15 protein-coding genes are annotated in these 13,018 nt (G+C 47.0%); 8 read left to right on the top strand and 7 right to left on the bottom strand.

Annotated features, from left to right (window positions below; translation table 11 throughout):
• The first annotated feature begins 37 nt into the window (after window positions 1–37).
• Window positions 38–1,141, top strand: a complete 1,104-nt coding sequence (locus tag GWR56_RS13370) for a sensor histidine kinase (protein WP_162431731.1) — start codon at window positions 38–40, stop codon at window positions 1,139–1,141.
• Window positions 1,138–1,842 carry a LytTR family DNA-binding domain-containing protein gene (locus GWR56_RS13365; protein ID WP_162431730.1) on the top strand — a complete coding sequence of 235 codons (705 nt, stop codon included), beginning with the start codon at window positions 1,138–1,140 and terminating at the stop codon, window positions 1,840–1,842. The genes GWR56_RS13370 and GWR56_RS13365 overlap by 4 nt, the downstream gene beginning before the upstream one ends.
• Before the next feature lie 13 nt (window positions 1,843–1,855).
• On the opposite strand, the gene GWR56_RS13360 is transcribed toward GWR56_RS13365, so the two are convergent.
• The 3 genes from GWR56_RS13360 to GWR56_RS13350 are packed head-to-tail and all read right to left on the bottom strand — an operon-like array spanning window position 1,856 to window position 4,143.
• Window positions 1,856–2,533, bottom strand: a complete 678-nt coding sequence (locus GWR56_RS13360) for a hypothetical protein (protein ID WP_162431729.1) — start codon at window positions 2,531–2,533, stop codon at window positions 1,856–1,858.
• A gap of 4 nt (window positions 2,534–2,537) precedes the next feature.
• On the bottom strand, window positions 2,538–3,302 hold the full coding sequence (locus GWR56_RS13355; RefSeq protein WP_162431728.1) for a hypothetical protein: 765 nt from the start codon (window positions 3,300–3,302) through the stop codon (window positions 2,538–2,540).
• A gap of 7 nt (window positions 3,303–3,309) precedes the next feature.
• Window positions 3,310–4,143, bottom strand: a complete 834-nt coding sequence (locus GWR56_RS13350) for an ATP-binding cassette domain-containing protein (RefSeq protein WP_162431727.1) — start codon at window positions 4,141–4,143, stop codon at window positions 3,310–3,312.
• Window positions 4,144–4,366: 223 nt separating this feature from the next.
• Between GWR56_RS13350 and GWR56_RS13345 the strand changes: the two genes are divergently transcribed.
• The 4 genes from GWR56_RS13345 (at window position 4,367) to GWR56_RS13330 (ending at window position 8,280) form a co-directional block, all read left to right on the top strand.
• Complete coding sequence (locus tag GWR56_RS13345; RefSeq protein WP_162431726.1) at window positions 4,367–5,170, top strand: CPBP family intramembrane glutamic endopeptidase; 804 nt, start codon at window positions 4,367–4,369, stop codon at window positions 5,168–5,170.
• Window positions 5,151–5,972, top strand: a complete 822-nt coding sequence (locus GWR56_RS13340) for a type II CAAX endopeptidase family protein (RefSeq protein ID WP_162431725.1) — start codon at window positions 5,151–5,153, stop codon at window positions 5,970–5,972. Before GWR56_RS13345 ends, GWR56_RS13340 begins: the two co-directional genes overlap by 20 nt.
• Before the next feature lie 104 nt (window positions 5,973–6,076).
• On the top strand, window positions 6,077–7,150 hold the full coding sequence (locus GWR56_RS13335; protein WP_162431724.1) for a hypothetical protein: 1,074 nt from the start codon (window positions 6,077–6,079) through the stop codon (window positions 7,148–7,150).
• A 2-nt stretch (window positions 7,151–7,152) separates the two neighbouring features.
• Window positions 7,153–8,280, top strand: a complete 1,128-nt coding sequence (locus GWR56_RS13330) for a serine hydrolase (protein ID WP_162431723.1) — start codon at window positions 7,153–7,155, stop codon at window positions 8,278–8,280.
• Window positions 8,281–8,741: 461 nt separating this feature from the next.
• Here the strand turns inward: GWR56_RS13330 and GWR56_RS13325 are convergent, their stop codons facing one another.
• Entirely contained in the window at window positions 8,742–9,209 is a 468-nt protein-coding gene (locus GWR56_RS13325; RefSeq protein WP_202925320.1) for a nuclear transport factor 2 family protein, read from the bottom strand.
• A gap of 26 nt (window positions 9,210–9,235) precedes the next feature.
• On the opposite strand from GWR56_RS13325, the gene GWR56_RS13320 reads away from it, so the two are divergent.
• A complete protein-coding gene (locus GWR56_RS13320; protein WP_162431722.1) occupies window positions 9,236–9,814 on the top strand; it encodes a Crp/Fnr family transcriptional regulator in 579 nt (192 codons plus the stop codon).
• A 31-nt stretch (window positions 9,815–9,845) separates the two neighbouring features.
• Here GWR56_RS13320 and GWR56_RS13315 read toward each other — a convergent pair whose 3' ends face one another.
• The 3 genes from GWR56_RS13315 to GWR56_RS13305 all read right to left on the bottom strand — a co-directional run bounded on the left by GWR56_RS13315 (window position 9,846) and on the right by GWR56_RS13305 (window position 12,093).
• A complete protein-coding gene (locus tag GWR56_RS13315) occupies window positions 9,846–10,517 on the bottom strand; it encodes an SDR family NAD(P)-dependent oxidoreductase (protein WP_238395233.1) in 672 nt (223 codons plus the stop codon).
• Window positions 10,518–10,686: 169 nt separating this feature from the next.
• Window positions 10,687–11,547 (bottom strand): RNA polymerase sigma factor RpoD/SigA, encoded by an 861-nt coding sequence (locus GWR56_RS13310; protein WP_162431721.1) that lies wholly within the window; start codon window positions 11,545–11,547, stop codon window positions 10,687–10,689.
• A gap of 171 nt (window positions 11,548–11,718) precedes the next feature.
• Window positions 11,719–12,093: a hypothetical protein gene (locus tag GWR56_RS13305; RefSeq protein WP_162431720.1), complete on the bottom strand. Its 375-nt coding sequence runs from the start codon at window positions 12,091–12,093 to the stop codon at window positions 11,719–11,721.
• 36 nt (window positions 12,094–12,129) lie between these two features.
• Here GWR56_RS13305 and GWR56_RS13300 point away from each other — a divergent pair, with 36 nt between their 5' ends.
• Window positions 12,130–12,840 (top strand): SDR family NAD(P)-dependent oxidoreductase, encoded by a 711-nt coding sequence (locus tag GWR56_RS13300; RefSeq protein ID WP_162431719.1) that lies wholly within the window; start codon window positions 12,130–12,132, stop codon window positions 12,838–12,840.
• Window positions 12,841–13,018 lie beyond the last annotated feature (178 nt).

Here is a 13,018-nt window from a genome sequence, read left to right as displayed (position 1 = left end):
ATAAGACGGCTTAAAAAAGGCAACTTTAGGTATGCCAATGTTTCAATCCCAATTTTTGCTTTACCCAGGCAGGGGCCTGCGCTGGTTGCAGCATGTTTCGTTCTGGCTGCTGCTACTTGGATTGCGCTTTTATCTCACAAATATCTCCTTTAACGTCTACGGCGGTTTTCCTGTTAGCAGTATGCTATTACTCAACACCTGCAGCACCGGCGTTATTGTCTTATTTTATTACACCCTGGTTTACTACCTCTGGCCAAAGTATTTCACCAGCCATCAATACATTAAAGGTGTATTGCTGATCTTGTTGCTTTTAGTGGTTTATACGATCTCTGATGCTATTGCCGAGAAATTTCTGATCAGCAGATGCGCACCTTGTATGGCAAGGTTAGCTAAGACGGAACAGGGCTACTTCCAACTTATGAAATCCGATTTGAGCAATATCGTTCTCGTTCGCCTGGTTACTTTTGGTACCCCATTTTTTCTGCTGCTCACGTTGACTATTCCGATCAGCATTAAAACTGCCCTTAACGCCTACCGCAGCAATATGAGGAGCGTATCCCTGGCGAAAGAAAAGCTCGAGCTGGAACTAAATTTTTTGCGGGCGCAGCTGAACCCGCATTTTTTATTTAATTCTATGAATAATATTTATGGGTTGATCATCAGCGGGGATACGAACCGTTCAGCCGCTCTGGTATCCCGTTTGTCTGAGTTATTGCGCTATATGCTTTATGAATCCGAAGCGGATACTATGCCGCTTAGCAAAGAAGTAAAGCTGATGACCGATTATATAGAACTGGAAAAAGTGAGGTTAAATTTAACAAAAGTGACGTTTACCCCGCCAACAGTTTTGGCTGATGTCGGAATCGCTCCTTTATTGCTCATTCCGCTGATCGAAAACGCGTTTAAATTTACGCCAGACGAACCGGGTGCTTTTATCGATATCTCTTTAACCCTCACAGCACATACCATAAACTTTAAAATAGAAAATAGCGTCGACCCCACCAGGCCGGATGGCCTGTCCGGCGGCATCGGCCTGGGCAATATGCGAAAGCGGCTCGAATTATATTATCCCGGCCGCTATCGTTATGAGATCAGCAACAACGGAATTAATTATTTGGTGAATTTAGCCCTGAACCTATGAAAAAGATCAATTGTATGATTGTTGATGATGAGCCGATCGCGCGGGATATCCTGCAAACTTATATTCAGCGTGTTCCCGGGTTGGAACTCGTTAAAAGCTGTCGCAACGCCACAGAAGCTTACGAGGGACTTTACAGCCAGCAGGTGGACCTTATTTTCCTCGACATTCAGATGCCGGTCATTACCGGTACAGAATTCATGCGCTCGCTGCGCAAGCCGCCACTGGTCGTTTTTACTACCGCTTATTCCAGCTACGCCGTAGAAGGATTTGAGCTCAATTCCGTTGATTACCTTTTAAAGCCGATCACTTTTGAACGCTTTTACCAGGCCGTACAAAAAGTAAGTGAAAGGTTGGCTATGAACCAGATCCGGGTATCAGAAACAAAAAATCTTCCGGATTACCTGTTCATCCGCCAGGATAACAGGCTGGTGCGTGTGGAGCATGACCAAATTCTGTATATACAGGCGGAAAGAGATTTCAGCTCGGTTTATTTAAAGGAAACCAGGTTATTTGCAGGGATGCACCTGAAGCTATTCGAAGATATTTTGCCGCCCGGGCAGTTTTTTCGGGTGCACCGGTCATATATCGTCAATCTGAAGGCAATTCGCGCGGTTAAAGGGAATATCATCGAGCTGGAAAACGTCGAGGTTCCTATCGGAGCAAGTAGCCGGGAGGAGCTGTTCCAAAGATTGCAGCTTTGAATGGCCCGTCTTGTTATTTAACGAAGTTGTTTAAATTTGCAGCAGTGATGACCAGCCGGGCATTTCCTTTTAGTTTGGTTAAAATATTTCTGGCTTTGAGCGGACCAAGATCCACGGAACTGCCCTGATCGAGTGTGAGGCGCAAAGTGTCCGTCCAGTTACGATCCATGAAAGTCGCGGTCGATGAATGTCTGGCGCTGAGGGCCAGGCTGCCTAGCCGGAGATCTTTTATTCTCAGGATGGCCTGATGCTCCTGCCTGATCAAAAGTGAATCCTGTTTCAATCCGCTTAGTTCACAATTAATGCCGGAAGTATTGACCATCGCCAGTGCGGGAACGGTCAGGATCAGTCCCGTGGTGCATTGTTCCGGCGACTGGTATTGCTGGTTGGAAACCATAAAATTGATCGCCAGCGTGTCCAGGCGCTGTTCCATTCGGAAAAATTGTTTTCTGGAATTCATCAGCCGGATCGTATAGTCAGTTCCATGCACGATCCTGACCGTATAGGAATTGCCCCCGCTGATATTCAAAACCTTGTAAGGCCGGACCGGCACCATTCCAAAATTCTTAAAAGGATCTTTCAGGTCGATCCTGCGGTACTGTCTGGCCAGTTCGCGGTCCGCAGCAAAAAGGGCGGCCACAAAGAAAAGGGCGAAAGACGCTAATATCAGGTTGCTTCTTTTGATCATCATGAGATTAAATTTCTTTTTCCGTAAACTTGAGGTAGGCGATGTAGCTTAAAAACAGCGGCAGCAAAAAATTACAGCTTATATTGATCAGTGCCTGGATGCTCGCCGGCAGATACACATAAATATTTTCGCCGTTATGAACGAACTGGAAATAATTGAAAGGCAAACTGCTGGTAATGCTGTCTTCACCGGTCATCGCTTTCATCAATACGACATTACCCGTTGCGGCGATGATAAAATACAGCACCATTAATAAAAGCGTTTTGATCAGCGCCCCCTTTCGGAAAGTCAGGCTGCCGATCAGTAGCCATAACTGGAAATTGATAAAGATCAGGTAAAAGCTATAAAAGCCGTTACTAAATACATTTGCTTTCATCATGGCGGACTGGGGGCCTGCTGCGATGCTAAAAAATACCGCTTCGACCAGGTAAAAGATGATGGTGTAAGCCGCGCCGTACAGGAAAACAGCATAAATGATCCATAACATGATCTTCTGGCCGGCTGACGCAATGATGCCCAGCAGCCAGATCGTTTTCGCGGGATGACGGAGATCCTGATATAAAGACGCAGAAAATGCAGCGCCGCCGCCGAAAAGACCGATCAGGAAGATGCCATTGCCTACCCCGCCGGAAAAGCTTTCCCGCCAATGCCAGGTAATAAAAAAGAGTAAAAATAATAAGCAGGCGATAGCCAGTGCCAATAAGCCATAAACCTGCCGGTGCTCCAGGTACTGGCGCCTGTTCAAGGCGATCATTTTTGCGATATAGTTCATTTCAGCTTTATAGGGTTTCAAAAACATCCCGGATGCCTGACGGGTTATAAATAGCCGCGTTGAAAAGCAGTTCCAGATCAAGCGAGGATACCTCTGCGCCGGTGTTCCTGCTGACCGTCATACGCCCCCCCGGTGCATCAATGCCATATATGATGGTCTCGTCGCCGGCCAGCTTCGCGCCGAAACAAAGCTTTTGCCCGATCTCTTCTTTATCGGCGGCTAGTAATACCCGCCCCTGGTCAATGATGATCACACTGTCGATCAGGCCATCCAGGTCTTTGACCTGGTGGGTAGACATAATCGTAATCTTATCATACCTTCTTGTCCTGGCAATGATTTCCCTGAATTCGATCTTCGACGGGATATCCAGACCGTTAGTAGGCTCGTCCATGATCAGGACATCGGTATTGGCCGCCAGTGCGAAAGCGATATGGATCTTTTTCTTTTGACCAAAGGACAGTTTTTGCAGCTGGCACTTCTCCGGAACATTGAAAATTCGCAGGTATTCATAAAAGCAAGCCTCGTCAAAGTATTTGTAAAATACGCTGTAAATCCTCACAAAAACAGGAATGGTAACCTGCGGAAGCTCACACTCTTCGGGAATAAAGAACAGTTGGGCTAAAAAATCAGGCTGGCGATGCCGTGCCTCCAGGCCATTAATGGTGCAGCTTCCCTTATGGGGGAAGATCAGCCCGGCTATATTTTTGATGAGGCTGGATTTACCGGCACCGTTCTTACCAAGTAAACCATAGACCTTTCCCGATGGTAGCGTCAGGTTCAATTCCTGGAAAAGGGTGGTCCGGGAATGATAGCTATAAGTCAAATCTTTGATAACAATCATGCTACAAATGGAAGAACAATCTACCATCTGCTCAATTTTATTCGACGAACCTGGCTATATTTCCAACAGGCGGCGATCAGCAAACAACCGAACGCTGCCGGAACGGCCGGCAGCAACGCTATCGCTGGTTCGGGCTATTTGGTTGGCAATTCCAATAGGTTCGTCGATTTTATTTTCCGGCTTCAATTGAATATTGTCCTTTTGTGAGCAATCAGGATAAAAAATGGAAAAGGAAAAATTGATTAACCTGCCGCCCGTTTGGCTAAGGGTGAGCGTTTATTTTATAGTTATTATCGTAGCCGCTTACATCGCCGGAGTCGTCCCGGTGCTCGACAGCATCTTCTTTTATTTCGGTATCGCGCTGCTATTAAGCTTTTTGTTCCTTAAAGCAGAAGGTAAACCACTAACCAGCCTGGGCTTTGTACCTGCCAGCGCTGTCGATTGGAAAAATTTCTTCCGCGGGTTGGCCTGGGGCATAATCGCCTTATTGACAAGTGCGGCGCTTACGATCTGGTTGAATGGCGGCCGGCTGGTATTTAACGGTCATGCTGACCCTGTATTCTTACTAATACTCGTTTTTATCCACCTTTGGTCGTCTTTTGTTCAGGAATTTACCTACAGAGGCTATCCCTTTCAACGTCTGCTGAAATCGTACGGCCCCTGGGTCGCTCAACTGGCGGTCACTCTGCCATTTGCCGTCATGCATTTGAAACTAAACGCCGGCATAACCTGGCAACAATTTTTAATGACTTGGCTCACCACGGGACTGGGTTCTTTGCTTTATGGGCTTTGTTACCTGAAAACCGGGAAACTGGTGTTGTCCATCGGCCTGCACATGGGGTGGAACCTGGCCCAGGCGCTTGTTCCGCGCTCACCTGAGGAAAGCAAGACCATGCTTTTTACCCTTGTGCAGGATGGCGGACATTATCACCCTTTACATGTGCTGCTGCCCTACATAGGCGTTACTGCTATTATGTTATTCTTTATCTGGCGGTCTAATATACTTCATGAAACAAACAGGCTATAACAGGATCGCCGCCGGCAAAATAAATACTTTATGGCGGGTCATGCTTTTTTGCATGTTGTGTGCACTCCTATTGGTTGTAGGTTCTGCTGTACTTAAAAGCTGGCAAAGTCCCCTGGCAGACCTTTCACTAGGCGCCTTTGCTGCTGTGGCATCATTTCTTCTCTCCATTCCGTTTGCGAAATGGGAGAAGTTATCACTTGGGCAACTTGGCATCGTTCCGGGCAAGGCGACCTTTAGCAAGGTAGGCACAGGTTTTTTGATCGGGCTGCTTATCGCTGGTCTCCATTTTTCTTTAGTGCTGATTTTTGGGCATATCAGTCTGACCAGTGCAAACCCTTCATTTCACCTGGTCATGTTTTATTTCCTACTCTATTTGACTTTGGCAGCAAGGGAGGAAATCGCATTTCGCGGTTATGCGCTTCGCAGCCTGTCTTATAAGATAGGTCCCTGGAAAGCGCAGCTCATTATTGCCGTCATTTTCGCGCTCGAACACGTGGCCGGAGGTTTCACCTGTCAGCAGGCCTTTTTGGGTTCCGGCGTAGGCGCCATACTGTTTGGCATAGCAGCGCTGCGAACCAAAGGTATAGCGCTGCCCATTGGACTTCATGCCGCCTGGAACTTCGGAGAATGGTGTTTCGGGCTTAAAAATATGCCTGGGATCTGGCGCGTTTTGCCCGTTGAAGGGTTTGAAGAAAAGAACCAACAACTAACTATGATTTGCTACCTGATCGTTGTTGGGCTGGCAATAGCAGCTTTTTATCTGTATCCTTTAAGAAAATCACTAAAAAACGTAAAAACATGACACAGACTTCCATATACGGATGTCGGGCCAATCATGCGTTTAAATACATTCAAGAGAAAAACATGCAAAAAATAACCCGATATTTCCCCTAACAAAGTTACCCCATGTATATAGCTTACTTTAAACACATTACAAAAAAAATAGTGCATAATTATTTCATTGCGGTACTATTCATTTTTTCGATCTGCTCCTCGAAGGCACAATCCCTGTACGTAAACCCGGTAAAAGGAAACGATCAGGCAAAAGGCACATTGGCGGAGCCACTGGCCAGCCTGGATAAAGCGGTGAGCCTCGCAAAAGGTTTTTCCGGTAATAATAACATCGATATCAAACTCGCCCCAGGTTTATATCTGATCAGGCAATCATTAAAAATCGAATCCAATTCGCAGGCTGTTTCAGGAAAATTCACTATTAAGGCGATGGTAATGCCTGATGATGTTGACTGGACACCCGCGAAAATGCCGGTTATTCAGGTTACAGCAGATTCCAACCGGATAGGTAAGCTTTCCCATGCAAGTATAGCCTTCCAGGTCGAACGGAACAATGTGGCCTTAAAAGGATTGAAATTTTTAGGGAACCCTAACCCTTCATCGGTTTATTTTTACGCCATAGAGCGAAGGAACAGTGCTTTGAAAGATCTTATAATATCACAGTGCTATTTTATCGGTGAAAAAAATTCGGCGCCCATACAAGGGGGAATCTTTGCCCAGGGCGAAGGTATCCATATCGATCACTGTATATTTTATAACTGCAAGAATGCAGTGTTGTCATTCATCAATGTAAAGGATTTTTCCATTACGCATTCTATTATATACGGCGCTTACGAAGCAGCCATATGGCTAGGCTACGGACCAGACGCAGACCTGCCATTCACTTTTCATAATAACATCGTTGCCAATGGCAATTATTTCTGGGTGGGGGCTAAAGGCATTCATAAAAATTATCTGTTCAGCAATTCGGTTATTTCCGGAAACGCCAACTATTTAGGCATCAACGGTGATACCATCGTGCCCGACCAGGTCAATAAATCAACTGAAAGAAATATCGATAAATCAGGAAAGGTGGTCTTAAGTGAGATCACGGCAGAGGGCGTTCAGCGTGATTATTTAAATCTCTCGGGCACCTCCGCAGGCAGACAGATCGATGCGGGAATATTCATTAATAAAAAAGCTAACTAACGATGAGAACACCAACTCTGCGTATCAGTAAACATTTCAGTTTTATATTATTGGTTCCTGTCTTTTGCATGATCAGTCTGATTTGTTCAGGGCAGACCCGACCGGTATCATCAGATAACCCGCTTCGTTCCCGCCTGGATTCGCTGGTTGACAAAAGCGTTCAGCGGTATTTCCAGGATAAAAAGGCCGTCGGGCTTTCCATCGCCCTGGTGCAGCGCGGTAAACCGCATTTTTACAATTACGGGGAGACCAGGGCCGGCAACGGGCAGCGTCCCGATAAGACGACTATTTATGAGATCGGTTCAATGACCAAATCCTTTACCGGTATAATTTTGGCGCAAGCCATATTGGATAAAAAGATCGCGCCAGAAGACGATATCAGAAAATATCTTAAAGGCACTTTTCCTAACTTAAGTTATAAGGGTACCCCGATACGCATTAAGGACCTGGCCAATCATACCTCCCGGATCACCAGGATATTCCCGAATATGTGGGAACGCCCCACCTATGATTCGCTTAATCCCCTCTCTAATTACTCCAGGGCGCTTTTATACGAAGGCCTGCATCAGATGAAAATGGATACACTTCCCGGAAAAATTTACTCCTACTCAAATATGGCGGTTGCTTTACTGGGTACGATACTGGAAGACGCTTACGGAAAGGATTACTTTTCACTGTTGACAAAAAACATCCTGAAACCCTACCAAATGAGGGATACCAGGATTGACATTGCATCACTTCCGGCTGACCGGGTCGCATGGCCACATGGCGCACAAAGACAAGTGGTGCCGCTTTGGGATTTGGGAGAAGTACCGGCAATGGGCGCCTTAAGATCCACCACCGCTGATCTGGTTAATTATATCAACGCCAACAATGCGGAAACAAATCCGGCTATTAAGCTTTCTCATCAGCGAACATTCGGTACTGAACAGGACGGTATGGCCCTGAATTGGTTTATCCATAGCACCCCAAAAGGCTACCGTGTTTTAGAACACGGTGGCGGTACAGGCGGCTCCCGCAGTTCACTGGATTGTTTCCCACAACTCAATGCCGGTCTAGTTATCCTGGCTAATAGCCTCGCTAATCGGAATGACCTGGAAAAGGCATTGATTGCCGTATTGGCGGAATAGCCAAAGTCCGCAATCGACGTTCTTCCTGAACGACCTTTCCGGCCTTATCCTGAGTTAATGATGTCGTCGGAAGCGGCGGCGATCGCGGCTAGCACGGCTTACTTTTTTTGCCGGTGATCCGCCCGCATGGCCTGTTTTTCGTCAGCTAGCGAGAACACATCAGGCATTAACGCGACGGCAAAGCGCCTGAATGGTTGATTTGAGGCCGCTGATGCAAAGACCGCCCGTGACCTGGTAATCAAGCGTACCAACGATAAACAAAAGTCCCCAAAGCGCTCGCCGCCGGGGACTTTCAACCTAAACCTTATCACAATTGACCGGCAGGATCGCCAGTCATTAGTATCGCAAATTTACAAATCGTACGCTCAATTTAGCTCTGCGTCTGCTGGCTGCGGTTGATTATGATCTTTCTTTTGCTCTTTTTTAATTCCGAAGATTCGTCAGTTTCTCTGCCACGGCCTTTAACTTATCGCAATATCCTTAATGTCCCGTATCACCGGCACCATATTCAGCGCTTCGCGGATGAGTTTGACCTTGCCGTTCTCGGCCACCACCCGCCCCATATAGTGTTGCGCGTAAGCTTTGCCGTTGGAAGCGATCGTAGCCGTGGCCTCATATTCGCCGAAAGCCTGGTCAGGAGTATCGATGTGGATCCGGATGTTTTTGAATTTAAATCCCGGGAAAGTTTTGGGCAGGTTGCTCAGGAAGTCATATAACACTTCCCGTCCTTCCCAGCGGGCCGGTACGCCCAGGCTGGCCAAGTAAGGCAGTTCGAATACGGCATCGTCAGCGAACAGTTCGATCTGAAGATCAGGATTGCCGATGTTTTCTAAATAGGCTAATAATAATTCTTTGGCTGTTTTCATAGAACAAATATCCGCCGTCGTTACGGCCGGTACATTGATATAGGATAAGAAAGCATTTGACATAGATCAAGAATTTTTATCTTTAAAGCGTGATAGCCGTCTTTAGAAACTATTTACAGGAAAAAGGAAATTTTACAGAATCCGAACTCGATACCATTACCGCTGCCGCCGCGATCAAAAAAGTGCGTAAAAGGCAGTACCTGTTACAGGAGGGCGACGTCTGGAAATATAATGCCTTCGTGACCAAAGGTTGTTTACGCACTTATTCGGTTGATTTGAAAGGTATCGAACACATTCTGAACTTCGCGGTAGAAAACTGGTGGACGGGAGACCGGGAAAGTTTGCAGACCGGTAAGCCATCGGAATACAATATTGACGCACTGGAAGATTCAGAAGTGGCGCTGATCAGCCGGGAAAAGTACGACCAGTTGTGCCGGGAAATACCGGCGTTCCACAACATGGTCAGTGCTATCCTGGAAAAAAGTTTCCGCGTGGCCCAGAGCCGCATTCATACTTTTATCAGTGCCAGCGCCGAAGAAAAATATCTGAGATTCCTGGAGAAATTCCCGCACCTGGTGATGCGCGTACCGCAAAACATGATCGCTTCTTATCTGGGTATCACGGCGGAAACCCTAAGCCGGATCAGGAAACAGCTGGTTAAAAAGTAAAGCCGTCCCCCGAAGGAACGGCTTTGCGTCTTTAGATCAAGCCTTTATTAAAGCTTAGGATAGCGGCTTCAGGGTCGGCCAGGAAGGCTGTGCGTTGTTTGCCAGCTTCCCCCACAAATATTTCGTAATGATCTTGCTCAATCCCTTCCGAAATATTCTCCGCAGCTACACTGGCGGGCAGTCCGTCATTCAGTCCCAATGCCCGGGTGCCTTCAGTATCGATCAGTGATGGGAATACCTCAAATAATTTGATGTTGCTGGTATGGGCCAAAGTTAGTCTCAGCGCGATAGTATATGAATGCAATGCGGCTTTAGAATCCGAATAGGTCGGCAATACGACCAGGGGATGGAAAGCGACATTGGAACCTAAGTTAACGATGGCGGCTTCGGGCTGTTTTTTCAATAACGGCAACAGGCTTTCGGTCAAACGGATGGTACCGAAATAGTTGGTATCGAATTCTTCTCTGGCGATCTCCAGTGTCTGGTCCACCTCCCCTAAGCGGTAAACCTTGCCGCCACCGGCATTATTGATTAGTACGCTTAGCTCACTATAAGATGCCTCAATTGTAGCGACCAGGCTGGCCACGTCTTCCGCTTTGGTCACATCCAGCGGGATGATGTCGGCACCCAATGCGGTACCGGCTTTTTCCAGTTTGGCAACATCGCGGCCGGTGATGATCACCTTGTTACCTTGTTTGATCAAAAGTTTGGCTGTTTCATAACCGATACCTGAGTTACCACCAGTAACCAGGATTGTTCTATTTGTTAATTTTATGATTTCTTTTTTTTGATATCACAAAATTGCACCATTGCGCCGGGCTGACCATTGATGTCGGATAAGAAATGGCATTGATAAATATCAAGTATTTCCCTTAATCCAGATACCCTTTCAATACCCAGCTGCGGGAACTGGCCCGAAGCCTGGCCAGCGCTTTGTCTTTGATCTGCCGGACACGTTCGCGGGTGAGGTCATACTTATCCCCGATCTCTTCCAAACTATGCGGTTGCCCATCGCCTAAACCAAAAAATAAGGTGAGCACATCCCTTTCTTTGTCAGCCAGTATGCGCATGCTTTCCCCCACCTCGGTAGACAAGGATTCGGCCATCAGCGCTTTATCGGTTCCAGGCTCGGCGCTTTGCAGCACATCCAGTAAAGTATTATCATCTTCACTCGAAAATGGCGTATCATAGGAAATATGCCGGCCGGAATGCCCCAATACATCGCTTACTTTTTCAGCGGTGACCTCCAGGCTTTCTGCCAGCTCTTCGGGAGTTGGCTGCCGTTCAAACTGCTGTTCCAAAGCGGATGCGGCTTTGGCAATTTTGGACAGGTCGCCAACTTTGTTTAAGGGCAAGCGGATCATACGTGATTGCTCATTAATGGCCGACAGGATGGATTGACGGATCCACCACACGGCGTAGGATATAAATTTAAAACCTTTGGTTTCGTCAAAGCGCTTAGCGGCTTTAACCAGCCCCACATTGCCCTCATTGATCAGATCGCCCAACGTTAATCCCGAACTTTGATATTGCTTGGCTACCGAAACCACGAACCTCAGGTTTGCCGTGGTCAGCCGCTCTAATGCGGCCTGGTCGCCTTCACGGATCTTTTGCGTTAAGATCACCTCCTCCTGCGGAGTTACCATCGGAATCTTTGCGATATCTGACAAATATTGATTCAACGATGCGCTTTCCCGATTGGTGATCGACTCACTTATTTTTAGTTGCCTCATGTATATGAATATTTAATGTGAATGCTAAAGATTCGATGCCTTATTATACGCGATGAGCAGAAAGGTTCTCAGAGAGATTGCAGTGAATACTGGTGCTTGCGGGATAAAGGTGCTATAGATCTTTAACATACAAAGATAAGCACGAATATAAAAAAAAGTGTTATCTGGATGTCAGGAAGTAAGCTGGACCGCTTTTGGGGTGGTCTTGCCGATCCTTTTATCCCGGTTACTTACCAGTTCGCAAACAGCTATAGCGGCTTCCTCAAAATCTTCGTGTCCGGCTTGCAGTAAAAGCCAATTGGTTTCTGTCAGGTGGTCCTCAAATTCAAAATCATTAAGCGCGGGAATTGTCGCTTTCAGGCTGGCATGATCGTTCCGCTGGGTGGCGATCCAGATGCCATTGTGCTGCGGGTCTTTCTGGACCGATCTAGATATCAAGACGATCTTGCCTTCAAAATAAATATAATACATCCCGATAGCGGGCTTAATCACCACGTTAGCAGGCAGGTAATCCAGCAGAAAATCAAAAGGCATGGGCTTTTTCATCACAACAAAGATAAATTAGCTTTGTTGTAAAACACTATGGCAAAGATATTTATCACCGGTTCCGCGGATGGCTTAGGCCAGCTGGCGGCTAAGGAATTAGTCAAACGGGGACATGAAGTGGTGCTGCATGCGCGTAACGAAGCACGTGGCAAAGATGCGTTGAGACAAGTACCCGGCGCTAAGGATGTGCTCATTGCAGACTTAGCCGATATGGAAGCCACCAAGTCGTTGGCATCAAAGGCCAACGCGTTAGGTACATTTGATGCGGTAATCTATAACGCCGGCGTTTATCAAACAAGTGCACAGCAATTGCTGCATGTCAATACACTGGCGCCGTATATATTAATTGCTTTGATGCACACGCCTGAACGACTGATCTATTTAAGTTCGGGAATGCATTTATCCGGCAGGCCGGAATGGACGGAACGGCCAACTTATTCCGATACGAAACTGCATATCCTGATGTTAGCTAAAGCGCTGGCGAGAAAATGGCCTGAGGTGTATGCCAACGCGGTCGATCCGGGCTGGGTACCCACCAAAATGGGCGGCGCGGGCGCGCCGGATGACCTGGAACAAGGTTACCAAACGCAGGTTTGGCTGGCCGTTAGCAATGATGCGGGCGCGTTAGTTAGCGGGCAATACTTTCACCACAAAAAGACTGCTCGTTATAACCCGGCGGCGGATAGTTTGGCTGCTCAGGACCGCCTGCTGGCGGAATATGCCCGGCTGACCGGTATTTCAATTTAAAGAGCTGACCAATTATTCATCTCGCTTAAAATACCAGCCCATAAACGGTAAATTGCTTGGTAAGGGTGCCGCTGGCCAATGTTTTAGGCTTAATCCAACTAATATTGTCAATTCGTTACTACCAATGTACTATTGCATCGTGTTCGTTATATGATACCGGGGTTTCTTTAACTGTTTG

The organism is Mucilaginibacter sp. 14171R-50 (assembly GCF_010093045.1).
Lineage (GTDB): Bacteria > Bacteroidota > Bacteroidia > Sphingobacteriales > Sphingobacteriaceae > Mucilaginibacter.
Note: the sequence above shows the minus strand (reverse complement) of the source record. Positions and strands in the feature narration are given on the sequence as shown.